Source organism: Ammoniphilus soli (assembly GCF_040813775.1).
The window spans coordinates 37,548-58,902 of record NZ_JBEGDL010000005.1 but is presented as its reverse complement, the minus strand read 5'-3'; the positions used below and the strand labels follow the sequence as shown (position 1 = coordinate 58,902).

22 protein-coding genes are annotated in these 21,355 nt (G+C 45.2%); 4 read left to right on the top strand and 18 right to left on the bottom strand.

Annotation, left to right across the window (positions count from 1 at the left end):
* Positions 1-41 precede the first annotated feature (41 nt).
* The 6 genes from ABLT31_RS12260 to ABLT31_RS12235 all read right to left on the bottom strand — a co-directional run bounded on the left by ABLT31_RS12260 (position 42) and on the right by ABLT31_RS12235 (position 4,536).
* Entirely contained in the window at positions 42-482 is a 441-nt protein-coding gene (locus ABLT31_RS12260) for a BrxA/BrxB family bacilliredoxin (RefSeq protein ID WP_367752363.1), read from the bottom strand.
* 35 nt (positions 483-517) lie between these two features.
* Positions 518-841 (bottom strand): hypothetical protein, encoded by a 324-nt coding sequence (locus ABLT31_RS12255; RefSeq protein WP_367751843.1) that lies wholly within the window; start codon positions 839-841, stop codon positions 518-520.
* Positions 838-1,518, bottom strand: a complete 681-nt coding sequence (locus ABLT31_RS12250) for a response regulator (RefSeq protein ID WP_367751841.1) — start codon at positions 1,516-1,518, stop codon at positions 838-840. The genes ABLT31_RS12255 and ABLT31_RS12250 overlap by 4 nt, the downstream gene beginning before the upstream one ends.
* 1 nt (position 1,519) lies before the next feature.
* Positions 1,520-2,317: a sensor histidine kinase gene (locus ABLT31_RS12245; protein WP_462976490.1), complete on the bottom strand. Its 798-nt coding sequence runs from the start codon at positions 2,315-2,317 to the stop codon at positions 1,520-1,522.
* A 116-nt stretch (positions 2,318-2,433) separates the two neighbouring features.
* Entirely contained in the window at positions 2,434-3,387 is a 954-nt protein-coding gene (locus ABLT31_RS12240; protein WP_367751837.1) for a CobW family GTP-binding protein, read from the bottom strand.
* 114 nt (positions 3,388-3,501) lie between these two features.
* Positions 3,502-4,536 carry a metal ABC transporter substrate-binding protein gene (locus tag ABLT31_RS12235; RefSeq protein ID WP_367751835.1) on the bottom strand — a complete coding sequence of 345 codons (1,035 nt, stop codon included), beginning with the start codon at positions 4,534-4,536 and terminating at the stop codon, positions 3,502-3,504.
* A gap of 342 nt (positions 4,537-4,878) precedes the next feature.
* On the opposite strand from ABLT31_RS12235, the gene ABLT31_RS12230 reads away from it, so the two are divergent.
* Positions 4,879-5,031: a BH0509 family protein gene (locus tag ABLT31_RS12230; RefSeq protein ID WP_367751833.1), complete on the top strand. Its 153-nt coding sequence runs from the start codon at positions 4,879-4,881 to the stop codon at positions 5,029-5,031.
* 256 nt (positions 5,032-5,287) lie between these two features.
* Here the strand turns inward: ABLT31_RS12230 and ABLT31_RS12225 are convergent, their stop codons facing one another.
* On the bottom strand, positions 5,288-6,358 hold the full coding sequence (locus tag ABLT31_RS12225; RefSeq protein WP_367751831.1) for an NAD(P)H-dependent flavin oxidoreductase: 1,071 nt from the start codon (positions 6,356-6,358) through the stop codon (positions 5,288-5,290).
* A 147-nt stretch (positions 6,359-6,505) separates the two neighbouring features.
* Between ABLT31_RS12225 and ABLT31_RS12220 the strand changes: the two genes are divergently transcribed.
* Positions 6,506-6,793, top strand: coding sequence for a hypothetical protein (locus ABLT31_RS12220; protein ID WP_367751829.1), 288 nt, complete (start codon positions 6,506-6,508; stop codon positions 6,791-6,793).
* 42 nt (positions 6,794-6,835) lie between these two features.
* On the opposite strand, the gene ABLT31_RS12215 is transcribed toward ABLT31_RS12220, so the two are convergent.
* The 3 genes from ABLT31_RS12215 to ABLT31_RS12205 form a co-directional block, all read right to left on the bottom strand.
* Complete coding sequence (locus ABLT31_RS12215) at positions 6,836-7,615, bottom strand: stalk domain-containing protein (RefSeq protein WP_367751827.1); 780 nt, start codon at positions 7,613-7,615, stop codon at positions 6,836-6,838.
* A 165-nt stretch (positions 7,616-7,780) separates the two neighbouring features.
* Positions 7,781-8,008: a YetF domain-containing protein gene (locus ABLT31_RS12210; RefSeq protein WP_367751825.1), complete on the bottom strand. Its 228-nt coding sequence runs from the start codon at positions 8,006-8,008 to the stop codon at positions 7,781-7,783.
* A gap of 66 nt (positions 8,009-8,074) precedes the next feature.
* Entirely contained in the window at positions 8,075-8,251 is a 177-nt protein-coding gene (locus ABLT31_RS12205; protein WP_367751823.1) for a hypothetical protein, read from the bottom strand.
* Positions 8,252-8,365: 114 nt separating this feature from the next.
* Between ABLT31_RS12205 and ABLT31_RS12200 the strand changes: the two genes are divergently transcribed.
* Positions 8,366-9,976: a peptide ABC transporter substrate-binding protein gene (locus ABLT31_RS12200; RefSeq protein WP_367751821.1), complete on the top strand. Its 1,611-nt coding sequence runs from the start codon at positions 8,366-8,368 to the stop codon at positions 9,974-9,976.
* Positions 9,977-9,992: 16 nt separating this feature from the next.
* Here the strand turns inward: ABLT31_RS12200 and ABLT31_RS12195 are convergent, their stop codons facing one another.
* Positions 9,993-12,323 (bottom strand): S-layer homology domain-containing protein, encoded by a 2,331-nt coding sequence (locus tag ABLT31_RS12195; protein WP_367751819.1) that lies wholly within the window; start codon positions 12,321-12,323, stop codon positions 9,993-9,995.
* A gap of 387 nt (positions 12,324-12,710) precedes the next feature.
* A complete protein-coding gene (locus ABLT31_RS12190) occupies positions 12,711-13,172 on the bottom strand; it encodes a RidA family protein (protein ID WP_367751817.1) in 462 nt (153 codons plus the stop codon).
* An 86-nt stretch (positions 13,173-13,258) separates the two neighbouring features.
* On the opposite strand from ABLT31_RS12190, the gene ABLT31_RS12185 reads away from it, so the two are divergent.
* Positions 13,259-13,810, top strand: coding sequence for a threonine ammonia-lyase (locus ABLT31_RS12185; protein WP_367751815.1), 552 nt, complete (start codon positions 13,259-13,261; stop codon positions 13,808-13,810).
* A gap of 250 nt (positions 13,811-14,060) precedes the next feature.
* On the opposite strand, the gene ABLT31_RS12180 is transcribed toward ABLT31_RS12185, so the two are convergent.
* The 6 genes from ABLT31_RS12180 to ABLT31_RS12155 form a co-directional block, all read right to left on the bottom strand.
* Entirely contained in the window at positions 14,061-15,587 is a 1,527-nt protein-coding gene (locus ABLT31_RS12180; protein WP_367751813.1) for a tripartite tricarboxylate transporter permease, read from the bottom strand.
* 12 nt (positions 15,588-15,599) lie between these two features.
* A complete protein-coding gene (locus ABLT31_RS12175) occupies positions 15,600-16,055 on the bottom strand; it encodes a tripartite tricarboxylate transporter TctB family protein (RefSeq protein ID WP_367751811.1) in 456 nt (151 codons plus the stop codon).
* A gap of 66 nt (positions 16,056-16,121) precedes the next feature.
* The gene (locus tag ABLT31_RS12170) at positions 16,122-17,174 is read right to left on the bottom strand and encodes a tripartite tricarboxylate transporter substrate binding protein (protein ID WP_367751809.1); all 1,053 of its coding nucleotides are present in this window, start codon (positions 17,172-17,174) and stop codon (positions 16,122-16,124) included.
* A 150-nt stretch (positions 17,175-17,324) separates the two neighbouring features.
* Positions 17,325-18,032, bottom strand: coding sequence for a response regulator (locus ABLT31_RS12165; RefSeq protein ID WP_367751807.1), 708 nt, complete (start codon positions 18,030-18,032; stop codon positions 17,325-17,327).
* Complete coding sequence (locus tag ABLT31_RS12160) at positions 18,025-19,635, bottom strand: ATP-binding protein (protein WP_367751805.1); 1,611 nt, start codon at positions 19,633-19,635, stop codon at positions 18,025-18,027. The genes ABLT31_RS12165 and ABLT31_RS12160 overlap by 8 nt, the downstream gene beginning before the upstream one ends.
* A gap of 133 nt (positions 19,636-19,768) precedes the next feature.
* A complete protein-coding gene (locus tag ABLT31_RS12155; RefSeq protein WP_367751803.1) occupies positions 19,769-21,355 on the bottom strand; it encodes an MDR family MFS transporter in 1,587 nt (528 codons plus the stop codon).

The following is a 21,355-nucleotide window of genomic DNA, read 5'->3' as shown; positions in this document are numbered from 1 at the left end:
ATAAAAAGCCAGCCCTAAAAAGGGCTGACTTTTTCTGGAACTTAACCGCAATACTTTTCAAAGGCTCCATTTAGGTTAGCTACAATGGCGCCCGCATCATATCCTTCAATCTGATGGCGCTCGATGAAATGAACCAGCTTGCCATCCTTAAACAAGGCTACAGATGGGGAAGAAGGAGGGAAGCCTTCAATATGCTTGCGCGCTTCAGCTGTCGCTTCCTTATCCTGCCCGGCAAAAACAGTGACCAAGTGGTCCGGCTTCTTATCGCCCTTCAGCGAGTGAATGACCGCGGGGCGCGCAATCCCTGCTGCACAGCCGCACACGGAATTGATCATGAGCAGCGCCGTTCCCTTCTGCTCAGCAAAAAATTTCTCAACTTCTTCCGGTGTCGTTAATTCAGTAAAGCCAGCCTGGGTAAGCTCATCCCTCATCGGCTGAACCATTTGCCTCATTTGATTCATATAAGCATCAAAAGACATCATTGACATAGTCTCACTCCTGAAATAGATTTACAATTCTATTGTACCCATTTTCCGGCATTTTTGAAAGGTTCGAATGCGCTCAGGATTTTTTGCTGCTGCAGGAAGTCAGTGATCTGCTTCTGCTCTCCCTCGGTAAACTTATACTCGCAATCGCACCCTTCGTCCTGCACAATGATCTGGACGATTTCCTTTTCATCGTCCAGAATGACCAAAGCACTGGGTTCGCTCAGCCCTTGCGGCATGGTGTCCAGCTCAAATTGGACATAGAGATGAATCCATTGCCCCCTGCGGATCATATCCTGCACCCGCAAATGATTTAAGGTTAACTCTTCATATTGGCTAAAATCATGTCCTATCATGCATCAGGACCTCCATCTATATGTTCTCTTCTCCGCGTCATCCCATGCTTGACAGCGTAGGCAGCTAATTGCACCCGATTCTCCAGGTATAATTTCTTCAGCAGATTTTTCATGTGATTCTTCACCGTATTTTCGGATATATGCAGCTTCTCCGCTAGCTCCCGGTTCGTCTCGCCGTCGGCAACATGCATGAGGATTTCCCTTTCCCTTGGGGTTAGGGGTTCCGGACTGGGCTGATCGGGGTCATCCCCCTCTTTGAATTGGTAGAACAATCGCCCAGCCAGCTCACGGGATACATCGGCTTTCCCTTCGATCAGGGCATGAAGATAGGTCAGCCAATCATCCGGATCCATATTCTTCAGCAAATAGCCTTGGGCTCCGAATTGGATGGCTGTAAATAGGTCTCCTACATCATCGGAAACACTTAAGATAACGACCTTAATGTTAGGAAAGGCTTGCTTGATCTGGCGGGTGGCTTCCAATCCGCTCATGCCATGCATATGAATATCCATCAGCACCAGGTCCGGCTGCAGCTCCAGGCATCGGGCATAAGCCTCCTGCCCATCGAAAGCCTCTCCCACAATGAGAAAAGACGCATCTTCTGCAAGTAAGCTTCTGACCGCCTTTCTTGCAAGGGGATGATCATCGACAATCAGAACGCGGTAAGTGGCATCCATCCTATTTTCTCCTTTTCCCTTTAAGAGTAAGCTGCACCCCTCCTTGCGGGCCATTATCCATCTCTAAGTCGGCTCCCAGCTTATGAGCCCGTTCCCTGATCATGGACAACCCGAACTGATTGGAAGCGAGAACAACATTTTGAAATCCTTGCCCGTCGTCAAGGATAGAAAGCTGCCAGCCCTCCGCAGAGGTTTTCAGATGCAATTGAGCATGCTTTGCCCCAGCATGCTTTCGGATATTGGTAAAGGCCTCTTGAATCACCCCAAATAATTGGACTTCTTCACCCGGGGTAAAATATCCCTTAGTAATCTCCAGTTTTTTGAAAACCTCAACTCCGGTAATATCACTCCACTCATTCAGCCACTTTCCCAGGCGGTAAGTAAAGTCAATCGACTCGTCAGGCAGCGTCCGGAGGTTAAAAATCGCCTGCCTAAGGTTATTGTCAATCTCGTTGACTGCCATCTGCGACTCGGCCAGGTCACCCTGCTTCAGCTTCACTTTGAGGAAGAACAAGCCTTGCGCTATGTTATCATGCAGCTCCCGGGCCAGCCTTTCCTGCTCCTCGTACACCGCTCTTCTTGACTGTTCCTCTACAATCCTTTCGTTCATCTTCCCTATTTTCCGGAACATCCAAGCAGCGAAAATATAAGACAATACAAAAGTCAATATTGTAATGTACAGATTCCCAACTTCCATGGAGATATAGCCCAGAAGAAAGTCATGGCGGATATATTCAAAGCCTCCAATGATAAGGGTCGGCAGGAGAATCGTAAAAAGCTTCAGTTGTCTGTAGGTCATAGGTTCTTGCCTCGCCATTTCAATATTCCTACCTCTAGTATAGCGAAAATCCCCTGCTGTTTCATGTGGCTAACAAGGGCTAAATCAAAAATGAGCGGTTCATCCGCCCATTCTCGTTAATACTTGTACTGCTCCATGGAATTCAGCTGTTGCATTTCCCGAAGCTCTTTTTTCATTTTCTCGTGATGCAAATCTTCTCCAATGATGACCAGAACCGGCTGAATGGGACGTTCCGGTCGAAGCGGGACAAACATTGATTCTCCATAGGCGAACTGGTACAAAAAAAGATCGGGGGACTCCGTTGTTTGAATAAACCCTTTTCCGCGATAGATAGTTCCCGGCAGGCCTTTAATCCACCGTTCAAAGCGAAGCCGGTCCAGAGGGCCCTCCAGCTTTTGCGCAAATGTCCGAAGATGGAGATGATGGTGGACATGCGCGGCCGTATGGTGAGTGGCTCCCCCATCATGCTGAATCTGCTCCAGAAGTCCGAATTCTATCGAGGAATATTGAGTGGTGACAAGCATCCCTTTCGGATTCAAGCGAACAAGGCTATCTTGTATGGACTGCAGATCGGTTAGGTTCACTTTATCCGCCTTGTTCAGAATGAGAACATCAGCATACTTGGCTTGTTCTTCGATCAGCTTTCGCACTTTTGGCTTAAGGGACTCGCGTTCCTCCCACTGTTTCGCATCCACCACGGAGAGGACCGCTTGGATATGGGCACGATGGGCCAGCGACGGATGGGAACAAGCATCAATGATCTCCATGGGATGCGCTGCCCCAGTCGCTTCAATGTAAATGGAATCCAGCTCATATTCTGTCAGCATTTGCGACAGCTGCAGCGATAGTTCTCCCTGGATGCTGCAGCAAATGCATCCATTCAGCAATTCTCTCAAAGGAGCGCCTTTGGGTACAAAGGAGGAATCGATACTGAATTCTCCCAATTCATTCATGATGACGCCAACCTTGTTCCCTTTCGATTTTTCTCGTTCAAGAAGCTTGGCAAGCAACGTACTTTTTCCGCTTCCCAAAAATCCGCTGAGAATATATAAATTGACTTTTTTCCCCATTCGACTCACCCTTTAATCTCGCAATCTTCTTATTTTTCCATGCTTAGGATAACATAAATAAATAGCAAGACCAATTGCCTGGCAGATTTCAAGCAATTGGTCGATTATCTTTCCCTATTTCTCTGAGGCTTTCAGCGCCTTCTTCAGCACCTCGAGATTATCCTTCATCACGCTGAAATAATTCTTTCCTTGTGCGAGCTCTTCTTGCGTTAGATTTTCTAAAGTGTGAAGCGTCAACGCTTCGGCTCCCGCTTCCTGTTTTACGACTTCGGCCACTTTGCCTGACACGAGTGAATCAAATAAAATATATTCGATTTCGTGTGCTTTCACCGTCTCGATGATATCCTTCAATTGCTTTTGGGACGGCTCATTGGAGGGGCTTATACCTGATATGGCAATCTGCTCCAGCCCATAGGCATGGGCCAAATAACCGAATGCCGCATGTGAAACCACGATTTCTTTATGCTTGGCATTGACAACCAAGTCTCTGTAAGAAGAATCCAATTCATCAACCTGGTGGCTTAGAGCCTGAAAATTATCCTCATAATACGTTTCATTCGCTGGATCCGCCTGAACTAATGCCTCTTTAATCAGCTCCGCCTGCTTCTTCGCCTTCAACGGATCTAGCCAAATATGCGGATCAAATTCTCCATTATCATGATTTTCTTCGTCTGCATGCTCATCATGACCTTGATCTTCTTCGCCTGCATGCTCATCAGGCCCGTGACCCTCATGAGCGCCATCTTCAGACCTGATTAGCTCGATATCCTTGCTGGCATCTACCACCACTATTTCCTTGCTTTCGATTGCCTGGAGCGCTTTTTCAACCCACCCCTCAAATCCGGCACCATTATATACAAAAAGATCGGCTTCATTCAATTTAATCATATCCTTGGCCGTCGGCTCGAAATCGTGCGGTTCCACGCCCGCAGGCACAATATTTTCTACCGAAGCCTTGTCACCCGCAATGCTTTGGGCAAAATCCGTCGTAACAAACAAGGTCGTATACACCTTGATTTTCCGGTCAGCCGCAGGCTCTCCATTCGCTGGTTCGGCATCCTCCCGGTTCGCTGTGGACCCGCTGCCGCATGCAGTTAAAAGCATCAATGACAGCAATAACACGACTATTGCGTAAACCCTTTTACTCACTCGCTACATCCCCCTAATTACTATTTCTCAACGTTTAAAACGGAAACTTTATGATTTACGTTCCTAATAGTACTACACTTATCCAAGAACCGTCAATTGGTTTGCTGAGATTAGATGGCATTTTTTACTACTAGATAGATATAATTAACAGGAGTCATCGCGATTGTAAGTTCCGAAAACTCGCACCTTTTGACCGTATTAATTCCGAATTACACCTTATGCTTCGTTTCCGTATCTTTTTCTAAATAGATTTGAAAAATGGATGCAACTTTTTCGTGTTATACAATATAATGTTACTAATATAACTGTATTATAACAATTAATGATTTAGGAGGTATCTGTATGTTGTCTAGAGAGGAACGTAAGAATATGATTAATTTTATCGTGAATCTTTATGGGGTTGGAGCTGATGATTTTATCTATATGACAGATACTGATGTCGAGGGCATGTATGAAAAAGTATATTATGAGATCGAACTGCTAAGGGATCTATAACTTTACGCTATTATATAGATAACGGGAGAAGGCAATTAGGTTGAACAGAAACTGTCGATTAACTATAGGTTGAATTTTCAGAGGTCTGGACGATAACGGGCATTTTTCCGACTATTCAACGGTTTAGAATGAAAACAGAAAAAATAAGCGGACTTTATCCGCTTATTTCTGCAGAAAACTCCTCATTTTAAAAAATAGTCGGATTTTCTCCTGTTATTTGAACCCGCCTTCTACCCGTTATTTCCTTAAAGAAAATCTACCGAGACAGAATCTTTGCCGTTTCCTCTATGATCCTATCCATAAACGCGGCTGCTGATTCCTCTGTACTTAAGCGAGTTGCTTGCCCTGCCCATAAGGACATAAACTCCTGGTTATTTCTTTGGGCGGCTGCTTGACGAAGGTCTCTCGTGATCGCATTCTGAATCGGATAATCCAAAATCGAAGAGTCGTATCTTTCCATTTCTCGTATAAATTGATTTTCAATCCCCCTTGCCTGCTTGCCGGAAAAGGATCGAGTCAGCACCGTGCTTTCTTCTGTGCTTTCTGCAATTGCTTTTTTGTAGGCGTGATGCGCTCCGCTTTCCTCACAGGTAAGAAAGGCTGTACCCAATTGCACGCCTTTTGCCCCTAGCATAAGGGCTGCCGCAATTCCTCGCCCATCCATAATTCCACCCGCTGCGATGACCGGGATGCTTACATAGTCAGTAATCTGGGGGATCAAGCCCATGGTTCCGATCAGGGACCGCTGTGTACTCTCCAAGAAAGTCCCCCGGTGCCCTCCTGCCTCATAACCTTGTCCCACGATCATATCGACTCCGCTTTCCTCTAGTGCCTGCGCTTCCCGAACCGTTGTTGCAGTCCCGATCAAGATGATATTTCTGCGCTTGAACTCTGTTATCAGATCCTTAGAAGGTATTCCGAACGTAAAGCTGAATACAGGAACCTTTTCATCCAGCAGAACTTGTGCTTGCTCCTCAAAAGATTCTGCGACCTTCCCCAGTACGGACTCCCCTTCTATCCCCAACTTTTCCCGGTAAGGTTTTAAGATTTCCTTCATGGACCGGAGTTTTTCATCGCTCATTTCTGCAGATCGTTCAGGGATAAATAAGTTGACCCCGAACGGAAGCGGTGTGAGTTCCCTGATTTTGTGAATGGACAACCTCACATGTTCCGGGGTCATATAGCCTGCTCCTAAGGTTCCTAGTCCGCCAGCATGGGATACCGCCGCGACAAGTTCGGGGGTCGTAGCCCCTCCTGCCATACCGGCCAGTATAATAGGGTATTTTATCTTTAATTGCCTAGCCACTTCGGTTTGATTCCATGTCATGGTTACCGCTCTCCCTCTATTCTTCCTTAGCCTGAAAAACCGAGCCTATCCATTTTAAAAATAGACTGCAACCCAACACTCCGCGCCTTCTCAAGCATAGACTAAACTACGGTTACAATATCAAACAGTTAGAAAGGGGTTTTATCTATGTCGTTTGCTCTTGCTGGTTTTATGCTTTACGCTATGTGGGCAGTAATAGGTGTCATGTTGGTGGATTTCGCAGCAGCCTCCTACCGAGCTTTGAAAAATAGCAGTTTTTCCTCAGCACTCATCCTCGATTACCTCAAAGCTCTCGTGTACAACGTCTTTCCGCTTTTCCTTCTTTCCAACATGCTTCCCCTCGATCCCACGGGCTGGATTATTCTTATTGCCTACTATGTTGGCAGTTTAGCAGTTTTCTTAAATTCTCTGTCCGCTATTAAGAGTAAATTTTAGTTCTATCATTGCGCAGGGAATCCCATGCAAGTGGGATTCCTATTATTCGTATGCTTTAAGCCATATTCCGCCTCGGCCATCATAGCCTCTGCCAAACGTGATCAATGGGGCTGTATCACCCTTTTTCACCTGAAAAACCGCCCAACCCTCCTTAGAGGAGCCGACTTTCAAATTAGCATCAATTTTTGGTTCTGGAGTCACCACGATGGTTGTATCATATTCTTTTCCCCATTTTGAAACAAGGGTGAAGCTATGTGTACCGACGTTAACCTGAGCCTCATTATCCTGATTGCTATTCACCTTGAATAACAGCTTAGCCAAAATGTATTCATACCCCTCTTTGGCTTCTATATTAAACATGTTGGCTTCCTTTATAATCTTCCAAGCTTCCTCTCCCCGCAGCACTTCTCTTAAAGAAACCGTTGCATCATAATCATCTATTAAATTCTTTACATCTATGGACACAGCCTGTCCCTTTGATGCAGGATTACTCCGTGATAAACCTGTACTGCCTGCAGGCTGAGCAGGAGCCGAAGTGATCTTGTCTTTGCTTTTTATTATGACCGTTTCCTTCTTCGCATCCCAATCCACGTCAGCCCCCATCTGTTCTGCAATAAATCGCGTGGGGACATAGGTACGCCCTTCATAATTCAGGACCGCATAACCATCCGGGACTTGCTTTTGGACTCCATTAAATATAAATTTAATATGGTCCTCTAGCAGGGCAGTTACAGAATTGGATACCGCCAGGACAGCACCTGCTGTGGACACAACGCTCCCAATGACGATCCCTATAAGCAGCTGTTTGTATTTTTTTAACATCGTTTCTCCTCATTTCATAATCAGAACTTAATGTCTATAGGAATATATTAACAAAAAGTCCCAACTAAAAGAAAGGGATAACTGATTCTCAACCTTAATGAACATTGTGCAAGTTGTCGTTCCTCACATCTACATAGATTTGATTTTGTTCATCAATTTGTGCCACTACCACATCATCCATTTTGGTAACCCCATATTCTTGTAAACGGTATTCACCCATGCCTCATCTTTCTTGATAAAAGCCAAGCTGTGTTTCAGAATCTTTCCATCAATGATGAAGATCTGAGGCAGCCCCCTTGAGACCGACATCAGATTGACATCTTTTCGGGTGACTGACATCTTTTCAGGTTTCTTTAATACGGTTAGCTTTCCATTCGTTTCAAAGAAGGCCACTTTAAAAACGAGATCCAATAAAAATCTTTCAAAGATATTTCATAATTTAGACTCGACCCTAAAGGGTCATTTTTCAACTTCAATCCCGCTTCCACCGATAAGGAAGTCGATACTTTCTGGCTCCCCATGAACAGCAAACTGCAATAGCTCTTTTAAAATCTCCCGCTGCAAATCGCTTGATCCCGCGCCGCCAAAGGACCGGCCAATAGGAAAGCGCACATATAAGGCTCTTGGCGCACTCACCTTTTTCGTTACATCCTTTGCTAATTCAATCTTTAAACATTTTAATGTTGTGTAAAGGAATGTTATAGTAGACTTGCTACTCGTTAACCATTTAAATCTAAATGGGGGTAACATATGATGAAGAAATTATTCACCGGCGTCCTAAGCATAGCCTTGATCGCAAGCATAGCGATTACAGGCTGCAGCTCATCCAGCCAAGTCCCGGAGGCTGGCGTTTTGCGCATGAACCTGCAAGCCGAGCCACCTTCCTTGCATCCTGGTATCGCATCCGACCTGCAGTCCATTACTATCATTCGCACCACTATGGAAGGGCTTATGCGGATCAATATGGATGGACAACCCCAGGAAGCAGGAGCGGAGAGTTATGCCATATCCGACGATTTGAAAACCTATACATTTACGATCCGCGATCATAAATGGTCCAATGGAGACCCTGTCACGGCTCAGGACTATGAGTACGCCTGGAAATGGGGCCTGGATCCTAAGAACGAGGCACCTTACGCCAACATGCTTTATGTGATCGAAAATGCAGAAAAAGCCAAAATGGGTGAGGCCCCATTAGACCGAGTGGGGGTCAAGGCCCTTGATGAGAAAACCCTAGAAGTGAAATTAAATCAGCCTACACCCTATTTCTTATATTTGGCAGCCTTCCCCGTATTCTATCCGATAAACCAAAAGGTCGTTGAAAGAGATGCATACTGGCATACCGATGCAAATACTTTTGTTGGCAATGGCCCATATACACTAGCAGACTGGCAGCATGGTTCTGAGTTAACCCTGAAAAAGAACGCAGACTACTGGGATAATACTTCCGTGAAGGGAGATACCATTAAACTGTTTATTATTGAAGATCAGAACACAGAGATCGGTATGTTTGAAAACGGGGAATTGGATTGGGCAGGATCCCCTCTCTCCGAAATTCAGCCAGACGCACTAGCAACTCTGCTGAAAGAGGGCAGAGTCACTAGCAAACCGATTGCGGGAACCTACTTCTACCGATTTAATACCACCAAAGAGCCTTTCACAAATCCGAAGGTTCGTAAAGCCTTCTCTTACGCTATTAACCGTGCGGAGCTTTTGGAAAACGTTGCACAAGGCGGTCAAATGCCAGCTATGGCTTTCGTTCCTCCTACCATGATTCCGGAGAATGAACAAGGGCTATTCCGTGACAATAATGTAGAGGAAGCCAAGAGGCTTTTAGAAGAAGGGCTAAAAGAACTTGGAATGGACTCCTTGCCTCCGATCGCACTGCTATACAACACGCAAGAGTTAAACGCCAGGCTAGCCCAAGCCATCCAGGATCAGTGGAGAGCTAACTTGGGAGTAGTCGTGACGCTCGTCAATAAAGAAAAAAAAGTGCAGTTGGAAGAAGAAAAAAGCGGTCAATACATGATCTCGCGCGGCAGCTGGTTAGGAGACTTTAACGACCCGGTGAACTTCCTGGAACTGTTTGCATCTGTCGAAGGAAACAATCGCACCTACTGGGCGGATCCGGAGTACACAAGGCTTATCAATGAAACCTTCTCTATGACAGATCGTGCTGCACGCTTGGAAAACTTCAAGAAGGCCGAAAGAATTCTTATGGATGAGATGCCATTCATGCCGATCTACTTCTTCACTTATAATTTCATGCAAGCTGAGAATGTGAAAGATGTCTACATGGATGGACTAGGAAGTATCGACTTGAAATGGGCTTATGTTGAAAAAAAAGAGAGAGGGATATAACCCTCTCTCCTATTAACTATTTCTTTTCTACAACAATCAAATACACTTCATTATCTGCATTCTTCCAAAGCTCCACTTTATCTGTTGTTTTCAGTTCGGAAGTAGACATTGCAGATCCATCATGGGATTTTACAACAGCGTTTTTTGTAAGCTTGTAACTTGTGGATACATTATTATAGAACACATATTGGTCTCCGTTTACGCGCGTCTCGATGCCTTTGAACGCTACATCATCTTCTGCTTTTGTTCCGACAGCTGCCGCAGAAGCTACCTTACCATCGCGCTTCAGCGCTAACGTTACGTATTCAAATTGGCTGATACCCTCTAAAGCCTCTGCATTGATAGCGGAATAGCTAGTTCCGTCAACGGAAATCGCAGCAGAAGTGACCGCTCCGTTCACTCTGGCAATCGTCACGGAATCAACCGCACCGCTTACCTTCTTCACTGCACTTGTAATGGCTTTGACTTGTCCATCTTTGTTCAAGGTAAGAGTATATTCTTTATCATTCGTCGCTGCATCGGCATCCACAGTTACGCCATTTGCCAGTTCATACACCTTACCATTGACAGTCACGGTCGTATTCGTTTTCTCCGTGACAAACCCTTGAACACTTTGCTTTTCCACTACTAATTCTACAGCGTCATGGGTACCCACGTTCACTTTTAAGCTGGAAACCCGTGCATCATTCAATTGGTTAGCTTCAATTGTGTTAACTGCATTCATTTCTCCATCAACTTTTACGGTTGCGGTATCTAGCAAACGATAAACTTTTCCATCAATAGTTACCGTAGCCGGCGTTCCTGCAGCAAAAGCTGTCGTGGACGTTACAAATTCAGCGTCGACTTGAACCGTACCTTGCTGTACCTTAACTAAATTTCCTTTGTTATCGAAGGTCAGCACCGCATCGCTTCCATTTGAAAGCTTATTGAGCTCAGTTACTTCCGCTTCGTTGACTAGCAGTTTCGTATTAGCAAAGATGGCATACTCTTTTCCATCAAAGGTTACTTTATTCGCAGCAGTATTCACGGCAATTTCGCCTGTTGCACTCAGCTTCGTAAATTCAACCGCTGTAATCTCTCCATCCGCATTCAGGCTAAGCTTGACTTGGTCCCCTTTGGCGATCTCATTAAAATTGGCAGCCGCTGCTGCAGCCAACGGGTGTGCTTTCCCAGAAACAGTGGCATTTTGTGCAAGCTTATAAGCTTGGCCATTAAGCGTAATCTCTTTTTTCGCGTTGGTTCCAGTCACTACTGAAGTTTTTTCAACCAATCCCGCTGCTTCATTAGCAGAGAAAGAAATCGATACTACTTTTCCATCCTTATCTTTGATAGCGGTAAATTTTTGTCCGACATGGGAATTGGTAACCGACACGCCATTGGCAACGGTTAGTACGATTTCCTGACCATTCAGGGCAGCTTTAAATTGATTTTCATCACCTACTGCTGTTGTGAAATCCAAACCGCTTTTTACTATTCCTTCCACGATGTCGGCTTGGGCTGTCTTCACAATAAGGAAAGAAATTTTCCCGTCTATTGTCAAATATTCTACTTCAGCACCTGCTACTACATTTCCGTATACTTGCGCATTCTCGGAGATGGCAAGGGCTTCATCCTGGCCTGCGATGTTCAATTCCTTGCTTTGTGCGTTGAAGGAAGAAACGACTCCTTTGACCACAGCTAGCTTCTTTTGCGTTCCGTTCTTGTTTCCGTCCTTATCATAGTAGGCTCCATTGGCGTAAACCGGAGTCTCCATGAACTTGCTGGCATATTTAGCAATAACCTCACGGTTTGCTGAGGCTGTAGGAGCTTCTGCAGAATCATACATTCCCACTTTATTCGCTTCTAGAAGGAATGGATGGTACCACAGACCGGTTGTGCTTGCAGGAACTTCAATATTCAAGCCGTTCACAAATACCGTTAGGGCTTCGGCAACCTTTACCGTATTGTTTGGCTGGAATGTCCCGTCTGGATATCCCTTGATGATTCCTTTGGAAACCGCTAAATTAATAAACCCATTCGCCCAGTGATTATCTGGCAGGTCAGTAAATTTCGTTGGCCCATTGAACATTTTCACTTGCTCTTCGGTGTATCCGAGAGCCAATACAGCCATCGTGGCAAACTCAGCGCGGGAAACCTCTTTATTCGGCTTAAAAGTCCCGTCAGTATACCCTTTGACAACACCCGCATAGTTTAATTTAAGGATAGCATCTTTATTTGGGTTGTTGGCGATATCGCTCAACGGCAATTCATTGGATGCGGAAGAAAAACCCGGTACGGCCAATAATCCTAATACCAATGATTTCGTTACCCAATTTCGCAGAGCTTTGGATGATAACACGTTTAACATGTACTTCTCTCCTCCTTGAATATGTAATTTCTTTGTCTTTATCTATGTTTCATTATTGAGAGTGTATCGGACCACTGAAAACAGTGTATCGGAGATTCAGCATGCACGCATTGGCGAAAGATTGGCACCAAATGAAAAACCCTCCTGTGAAGGAGGGCTTTTCCAGCTAGATGAATTCCTGGTTGGCGGCACTTGGGTGAAGGGTTTGGATTCATGAATTTTGACCTAGATGGACTATTAGTGGAAGATTTAGGAAAAATAAAGGTAATTTTTTTCCTTTAATCCCCTCTTTTTCTCTTATGAACCTAAATAAAGGAAAAAATCTCCCTTATCTTTTGTGCTGTCCGAATTGGCCTGGATAGTTAACCGACAGTCTGAACACTCCTACTAGCTTTGCTTCACCGCAACAATCATCTCGATTTCTACAGGTGAATTACTGGGCAATTCAGCTACACCCACAGCCGAGCGTGAATGTTTGCCCATTTCCCCAAAAATGTCGGCCAACAATTCGGACGCTGCATTCATTACCACCGGCTGCTGTGAAAAGCCGCTAGCGGAATTAACAAACCCGGTAATCTTGATAATCCTTTCAATGTTATCCAAAGATCCGAGCTCTTGTTTTAGACAAGCTAAGCCATTGAGGATGCAAACGCGCGCGGCTTCTTGAGCTTGCTCAACCGTAACGTCTTGTCCTACTTTCCCAGTATAGATTAACTCGCCCTTGGTTCTTGGCAATTGTCCGCTGACATAAGCTACATCTCGATGCACAACGACAGGTACATATTGGAATAAAGGGGGTGTAGCAGGTGGCAGCGCCATACCCAATTCCTCTAATTTCTTTTCAATCACTTGTGAGACCTCCTAGAAAAATATTGGAAACTCTTTTACTATATACTAAACAGGTTTTGTAGTCCAAGAAGCAAAGGAGACAATCCATGATCTCGATAAAGGATATCCAAGCTGCAAGAGAAACCATTTCCACATCCATTATCCAAACCCCCATTCTCTCTTCCCAAACGATATCTAAAAAGTATGCGAATGAACTATTTATAAAAGCAGAACATTTACAAAAAACAGGCTCATTTAAAATTCGCAGGGCTGCCAATAAAGTCATGCTTGAAGCCAGAAAAGGGGCTACGCATGTGGTCGCTGCCTCTTCCGGAAATCATGGACAAGCGGTCTCCTCGATTGCCCAACGTTTAGGTTTAAAGTCAACCATTGTCGTCCCTGAAGATGCTGCACTATGCAAACAAGAGGCTATCCGTGCCTACCAGGGGGATCTCGAGCTGTGCGGGACCACCTCACCGGAGCGCTTGACAAGAGCCGCAGAAATTAGCCAATCAGAAGGAGCCATATTTATTCCCCCCTACGACGACCCTGCCATTATGGCTGGCCAAGGGACGAGTGGACTTGAAATTCTAGAACAGCTTCGCCCATCAGGAACAAGGAAAGCGAATGGTGGCTCTGGTCTCCGGAGAAAATTGTAGATATCAGAAAGAATTCCAAGCCTACTAGTTGAGGAAAGCTAAAAAAAGGACTAGCACTATGTAGAATTTGACCATTGGCTGATTGAGAATATCCAAAAGCGAAACTTCGATGCAAAAAATCCCCCAAACCGATTAACAGGAAAATGGGGAAGATAATATTTTTGAGAATCAGAAAAAAGATGTCCACAACGATTCCTTCTTTCGCAAAAAGCAAACAAGACCACTACGGGTCTTGTTTCACATTACTTACTTAAGCTTCTTCATTAATGATAACGCTCTTTCCTCTCATCTTTAAAATGATCGGAATGATCATCCACAGCGCAGCTACAACCAAGAACGCAAGTGAGATTGGCTTTTGCAGAAAGATCATGTAATCTCCATTCGAAGTGGTCAAAGCTCTGCGTAAGTTGTTTTCAATCATCGGTCCCAACACCAATCCTAAAACGAGCGGGGCAACCGGGAAGTCGTTTTTAGTCAAGAAATAGCCGACCACACCGCAAGCAATCAACAGCATCAGATCAAAGGTTGTAAATTGAACTGCATAAACACCGAAGATGGAAATCGCCACAATAATAGGAAGCAAATACTTCGCAGGCGTTTCGATAATCTTGGCAAACACTTTGACTAAAGGCATGTTAAGGATTAATAGCATCAAGTTTCCGATAAACATACTCGCAATCAAACCCCATGCTACATCAGGATGATCACTAAAGAGCAGCGGACCTGGCTGAATGTTGTACATGATCAGCGCACCCATTAGGATCGCTGTCGTCCCAGAACCTGGGATACCAAGAGTCAATAACGGAATCATTGCTCCACCGGAAGCTGCATTGTTGGCAGACTCAGGAGCCGCAACCCCAGCAATCGCACCTTGCCCAAACTTGCTCGGATTTTTGCTTAATTTTTTCTCCATGATATAAGAGAAAAACGAAGCTAGCGTCGCACCGGCTCCCGGAAGAATACCGATGAAAAATCCCAGGAAAGATCCGCGGACAATCGGAACTGCACTTTCTTGCATATCCTGCTTGGTAGGAAGAATTCTTCCTACCTTAGCAACGTCTCCGCTCTCCGTATCCTTTTCCAATATCGTTTTAAACACTTCTCCCAAGGCAAACAAACCGACAGCGATGGTTAAAAACTCCAATCCGGAATATAAAACCGGAATATCATACGTAAAGCGAGCGACCCCAGACACGTTATCCATCCCGATCGTAGCAAGCAACAACCCTGATACGGTCATGATGAGCGCCTTGGTCATGGATTTTCCGGCTAAGCCGCTAACGGCACACAAACCGAGGATCATCAGGGAAAAATATTCGGCAGGACCGAACGATAGCGCAACCTCGGAAAGCGGTTCGGCAAGAAGCACCAGACCCACGATAGAGACGATTCCGGCAAAGAATGAACCGATGGCCGCAATGGATAAAGCCTGTCCGGCTCTTCCCTGCTTCGCCATTTGATATCCATCTAAAGCCGTTACTACGGAAGAGGATTCCCCTGGCGTATTCAGCAAGATGGATGTGGTCGATCCGCCATACATTGCGCCATAGTAAACACCAGCCAATAAAATGATCGAACTCGTAGCCGCGGCACTCGGATCCAGTCCGGATGTCAAAGTAGAAGTGACAGGAATCAGCAAGGCTACCCCACTCATGGGTCCGATACCCGGCAAGACGCCTACCGCTGTTCCAATCAAGACGCCGAAAAAGGCGAAAGCTAAATTATGCCACTGAAGGGCTGTTGCAAAACCGTCAGCAAGAAACTGAAGTGTATCCAAATCACTCACCCCCTAATTGAACCATACAGGAAATCCCGGCAAGGAACCTTCCAGTACTTCTACAAACAGATAATAAATGCCGTACGAAAAACCACCTGAAATAACCAGCGTTTTCCACCATCCGCCCTTTTCCATCACTTGAAACCCAATGGTTAAAAAGACAAACGTAGTAATGACATATCCTAGCGGTTCCAACAGCAAACCGTATAAAATTGCGGAGACTAATATGATAAGGAAGCTTTTATAGTCTAAGGCCTGGCCTTTTGCTTTCACAGTAGAGTAAAATCTTGTTTCATAAAAAAGACGGATACTAAGTAGGATGAGAATTATGCCTAAACCCAATGGAAATATATCTGGACCTACACTGCTGCCATAGGCGCTCGCAGAAATCTTTCTGCTTTCAAAAATAAAAGCCGCTCCGATAATAAAAAAGACGAGACTTGCATACCTGTCAAACGTTTGGCTCACTCCAGCTCACCTCCAAATAAAATGCTTGGGGAAGAGAACCGTTCACTCTTCCCCTTTTTTCTTTTCTTACTTCGCCATACCTAATGCAGCCAATAATTCTTGGATTTGCTTTTCTTGCTCACCTAAGAAAGCTTTGAATTCATCGCTGTTCTTGAATTCGCTTTCCCAACCGTTAGCTTGAAGCTCATTCTTCCAGCCTTCGCTTTCAGATAAAGCCTTCAGCTTTTCTTGCCAGTAAGCCAATGCATCAGCCGACATTTCCTTCGGTCCGAACACGCCGCGCCAGATCGTAAATTCAGCGCCTTCTACACCCGCTTCCTTCGTAGTAGGGATGTCCTTAAGGTCTCCGCCTAAACGTTCAGAAGATGTTACAGCCAACACGCGAATCTTGCCAGCCTTCAAATATTCACCCACACTAGATGCATCGGTTGCAATCAAATCAGCATTTCCGCCTAGAAGCGCTGCGATCGCTTCCCCGCCGCCATCATAAGAAACGTACTTGACAGCCTTAGGATCGACTCCATACTTGAAAGCAGGAAGAACAGCAACCAAGTGGTCCATCGAACCTGGTGCAGATCCGCCGGCAACCGTTACCTTGGAAGGATCCGCTTTCATAGCTTCTAATGCAGACTTCAAATCTTGGAACGGAGAATCCGCTTTCACAACGATCGCACCATAATCACGAGTCAATTGAACCAAAGGAGTGGTATCTTGATAGCCGAAAGGACTGTTCCCTTCCTTTTTCAGATTATTGATTAAGATAGGCGGAGAATTTACGAACAGCTTATAATCATCTTTTTTGCTTTGGGTCGCATATTCAGCCATGAATACAGCTCCACCGCCACCCGGTTTATTTTCAACGGTCATCGTTTTATCTACGAGTTTGCCTTCGGCAAGCACTTTCGTTAATGAACGTGCCGTTTTATCCCAACCGCCGCCAGCACCAGATGGAGCCACTACGGTAATCGGCTTTTCCGGATAATTGGAAGCCTTTTCAGTTTTCGCAGAAGTTGAATCATTGGAAGCAGTACCTGTTGTCGCTTCATTTCCTCCACCGCCACAGGCAGCTAAACTAAGAGCCATCACACCAGATAACAATACGGCAGCAAACTTTTTCATTCCTTTTCCCCCTCGTGAATTCGCTTTACTTTTTTTAAAGAAAAAAGACAGGTTGTTTTCCTGTCTTAAAATTATCAGAAAGCTATTTATTTTAGAAGTTTTAGACCATAAGTAGGATAAGTACCATACAATTTATTTTGTTCATAAAAATCACAGTGTGGTCCGAAAATACCTTCTCTCTGGTCGACCCACATTCCCATAGATGAGCTCGGCATGAATTTTCTTCTGCGAAATGAGATATTCCAGATAGCGCCGGGCAGTAGAGCGGCTGACTCCGGCCTCATGGCTAAGGGTTTCGGCCGTCATTCCATTGTCCCCCATCTGTGCTACACACTTTAAAATCTTGTCCAAAGTCAAGGGGTCAATGCCTTTCGGTGCCTCCGTGTATTCCGGGACCTCAGCATTAGAAGCAGAGGGCTGGAGAGGCTTCCAAAAGCTTTCAATCTCATGAGATGACAGCTGTTCGTTCCCTTGTAACCGGTTCAATTGCTGGCGATAATGCTCAAGACTGCTTTTGAATCGGTCAAAGGTTAGAGGCTTGACGATATAGTCGAATACTCCCCCATGAAGGGCTTTTCTTACCACTTCAACTTCGGAAGCCGCTGTAATCATAATGACATCGGTATGCTGATAACTCTGCCGGATTAAGGAAACAAGATCAATTCCTTTCATATCGGGCAGATATACATCTAATAGGACCAGTTGCGGCTGGACCACCTCAAGCCATTCCTTCGCCTGTTCTCCGGTCGTTGCCGTAGCAATGACAGAAAATCCTTCTACCTTCTCCGTGAACCGGCGGTGAATCTCGGCAATCCGGGGATCATCCTCCACAATCAAGACTTCAATAGGCCTAGTCAAGTTTCTCACTCCTCTCTTTGGGGATGGCAACAATGAACAAAGCGCCCCCCTCATCTCCTTTTTCAATGGCAATGGTACCATCCAGCTCATCCACTAACTCTTTAATCCGGGCCAGTCCCAATCCGCGCTTTTCCCCTTCCTTGGTCGTGAAGCCCCTTCTGAATATATGGTTCATTAATTCATCGCTTACTCCTGGTCCAGAATCTTCAACTTCAAACAAAAGATCATCCCCAAGATCGGTTACAAACAGTCTTACCCTTCTTTTAGGCTCAGGATTGCTTTCCACGGCCTCGAATGCATTCGTAATTAAGTTTCCCAGGATAGAGACGATGGCACTGCTCTCGATGTGCCCCGGCAATTTCTTCAAGCTGCTCTCTCGGTCTAAAATAAATTGAACCTTCAACTCTTTTGCCCGATTATAAAAGCCGAGCATGATTCCCCCCAGCCATGGGTCCTGCAGCTTACGCATGATAAAATGAACAATGTCCTGCTGGTCAGCAGTCTCCTTATGAATTAGCGCAAGCGCCTGGTCATAGGATTCCAATTGCAGCAGACCCGACAACGTATAAAGGAGATTGTTGAACTCATGGGTTTGGGCCCGAAGCGCTTCGGCATATCGGGTCACTTGGGACAGCTCCTCCGTGAGCTGATCCATTTCCGATTTAAGACGGAAGCTTGAAACGACGCCGATTACCTTTTCTTCAAATTTCACCGGCAAACGGTTCGCAATGATCACTTTGCCTCGCACCACCATCTGGCGATCCAAATGCTTCTCTCCTGTGTGCAGCACCTCTAGCATCGTAGTATGGGGAATAATATCCATCACAGGCACTCCAATAACATCCCGGTTTGGCAGGTCCAAAATGTCAACAGCCGCTTGATTCGCCATCGAAATATGCCCCTTCCGATTCACAACAATAATTCCTTCCCTTACGGATTGAATCACTGCATCCCGTTCTTGATATAGGGATGAAATCTCCTCCGGTTCCAAACCGAACATAGCATTCTTGACACTTCGCGCGAGATAGATAGATCCCATTATACCTAATAAAAGACCGAGTGCCGCAATGCCAAGAATCCGGAGTCCTAAGAATTCCACAGTATCCTCTATATCCTCTAAGAGAAAGCCTACAGATACAATACCGATAACCCTTCCTTCCCCATCTTTAATCGGCACTTTTCCACGCAGAGAAGGCCCAAGCGAGCCGATCGCTTTAGATACATAAGACTCCCCATAGACTAAAGCCCTTTCATTATCCCCGCCAACCATCTCTTTACCGATTCTTTCCGGTATCGGATGGGAATAACGAACGCCATGCTCATTCCCCACAACAATAAATTCCGCATCGGTTTCCAAGCGAATCCGTTCAACAATCGGCTGAATGCTTTTCCAAGGCTCTTCCGTGCGAAAGGCCTCCTGAATCTCAGGCATATTGGCCACAAATTGCGCGAGATGAAGAGCCCTTTTACCTACCTGCTGTTCAACGGATTGGGTGGTGGCATAAAAGAATAAAGCACTTGTCAGGATAACAATGAAAAGGACGAGAAAGACAGCAAGAAGAGTAATCCGCTCCTGGAGTCTAAATTTGGTAAGATTCTTCATAGGGTCTCTCCAATGGATCTTAGTGTGTAACCTTTAATTATGTATCATTATACTATTTTTTCATTACAGATCTATCAGCTTTTCTATACAAAAAAAGCAGAGGATAAAGTTTCCTCCACTTAAAAAAATCAATCTATCCAATATTCTTTACTGCCTCTTTTACCGGCTTCGGACCCTCGTTTGAGGTTCGCAGCGGGATTTCCTTTAGGAATAACGTCAGAACAAAAGCCGCCACCACAAGAACCGTGCACAAGAGAAATACCTGTGTCAAAGAATAATTCAAGGCATCTTTCAAAGACAGTATGAGTTGATCCAGCAAAGGAAGCAGATCAGCCGGAACGGCTGTTTTCAACTGTGCAACGGCTTCATGATTCATTAGAATTTGAGGGTTATGAATGTTTACATCTCCTAAAGCCCCTTCTGGAATGGAAGGCAATTTAGTCTCTGCCAGTTTAGCAGACATTCTAGAGCTCATCACATACCCCATAATGGCAACGCCTATGGTGCCTCCCGTTTGTCTGAACAATTGGGAAGTAGCGGTCGCCACCCCTAAATACTTGTGATCTACCGCATTTTGAACCGTCAATGTGAAAATCGGCATGGTCATTCCGAGTCCGATGCCTGTCAGGACGAGGTTAAATATCATCATGGACAAGGCAGCATCAGGCATTAACCTAGAATTTAAAAAGATTCCTATCGCCATCACGGTAAAACCAACTAATCCGATTTTTTTATACTTGCCTGTACGGGTAATCAACTGTCCTGACAGTGCACTGAATGCAACCATCGAAATGGTCATCACCATTTCCACCAAGCCTGACGCGGTCGCAGATTGCCCGAGCACCCCTTGCACATAAAAGGGAGCGTACATAATTACCCCAAACATCCCCATCCCGGAAAAGAAAGATACCAAATTCGATACAGTCACAATCTTGTTTTTAAATAATTGCAAAGGAACGACTGGGCTTTTTACCCTGCTCTCAACCACGATAAAAAAGGCAAGAGATACTGCTGATGCAATGAATAACCCAATGATTTCGATCGAGTTCCAAGCATACTCGGTTCCGGCCCAACTAAATCCCAAGAGCAAGGTTAAAATGACCATCGCCAACAAAAACGAACCTAAATAATCGACTTTCTCTTTTTCTTTTTGCGGAGCTTGCGGATAAAGCTTCAGGATCATAAAAAAGGCAATAAAGCCAATCGGAAGAAATACCCAAAATACCCAAGACCAATCTAGGTTATCGACAATATACCCGCCTAGAGTCGGGCCAAACAAACTGGATAAGCCAAATACCCCGCTCATCATTCCCTGCCAACGGCCACGTTCTCTTGGCGAGAACAAGTCCCCAACTGTTGTAAATGCCGTGGACATAACCATCCCGCCGCCAAAGCCCTGAATTCCCCGATAAATAATCAGTTCAAAGATCGAATCAGAAAATCCGCTTAATAAGCCACCAACCATAAAAATACCGATTCCCGTTAAGATGAAAATCTTTCTGCCGTAGATATCAGAAAGCTTTCCAACCAAGGCTGCCGTAATGCTCGATGTCAAGGCATAGATCGTAAAAACCCAGTTAAAGTATTCCATTCCGCCGATTTCTGCCACAATCTTCGGCAAGGAAGTCCCCACGATGGTCATGTTAAGGGCCGAAAAAAACATGGCAGACATAACAGCAGCCATAATTAGTACTTTCTTTCTCATTTCCAGATGTTCCAA

Coding starts and splice junctions, on each gene's coding strand:
- ABLT31_RS12245 (WP_462976490.1), bottom strand. CDS start 2,317: ATGACCTACAGACAACTGAAGCTTTTTACGATTCTCCTGCCGACCCTT.
- ABLT31_RS12185 (WP_367751815.1), top strand. CDS start 13,259: ATGATCTCGATAAAGGATATCCAAGCTGCAAGAGAAACCATTTCCACA.
- ABLT31_RS12255 (WP_367751843.1), bottom strand. CDS start 841: ATGATAGGACATGATTTTAGCCAATATGAAGAGTTAACCTTAAATCAT.
- ABLT31_RS12220 (WP_367751829.1), top strand. CDS start 6,506: ATGTCGTTTGCTCTTGCTGGTTTTATGCTTTACGCTATGTGGGCAGTA.
- ABLT31_RS12195 (WP_367751819.1), bottom strand. CDS start 12,323: ATGTTAAACGTGTTATCATCCAAAGCTCTGCGAAATTGGGTAACGAAA.
- ABLT31_RS12260 (WP_367752363.1), bottom strand. CDS start 482: ATGATGTCTTTTGATGCTTATATGAATCAAATGAGGCAAATGGTTCAG.
- ABLT31_RS12160 (WP_367751805.1), bottom strand. CDS start 19,635: ATGAAGAATCTTACCAAATTTAGACTCCAGGAGCGGATTACTCTTCTT.
- ABLT31_RS12250 (WP_367751841.1), bottom strand. CDS start 1,518: ATGGATGCCACTTACCGCGTTCTGATTGTCGATGATCATCCCCTTGCA.
- ABLT31_RS12200 (WP_367751821.1), top strand. CDS start 8,366: ATGATGAAGAAATTATTCACCGGCGTCCTAAGCATAGCCTTGATCGCA.
- ABLT31_RS12240 (WP_367751837.1), bottom strand. CDS start 3,387: ATGGGGAAAAAAGTCAATTTATATATTCTCAGCGGATTTTTGGGAAGC.
- ABLT31_RS12170 (WP_367751809.1), bottom strand. CDS start 17,174: ATGAAAAAGTTTGCTGCCGTATTGTTATCTGGTGTGATGGCTCTTAGT.
- ABLT31_RS12215 (WP_367751827.1), bottom strand. CDS start 7,615: ATGTTAAAAAAATACAAACAGCTGCTTATAGGGATCGTCATTGGGAGC.
- ABLT31_RS12230 (WP_367751833.1), top strand. CDS start 4,879: ATGTTGTCTAGAGAGGAACGTAAGAATATGATTAATTTTATCGTGAAT.
- ABLT31_RS12225 (WP_367751831.1), bottom strand. CDS start 6,358: ATGACATGGAATCAAACCGAAGTGGCTAGGCAATTAAAGATAAAATAC.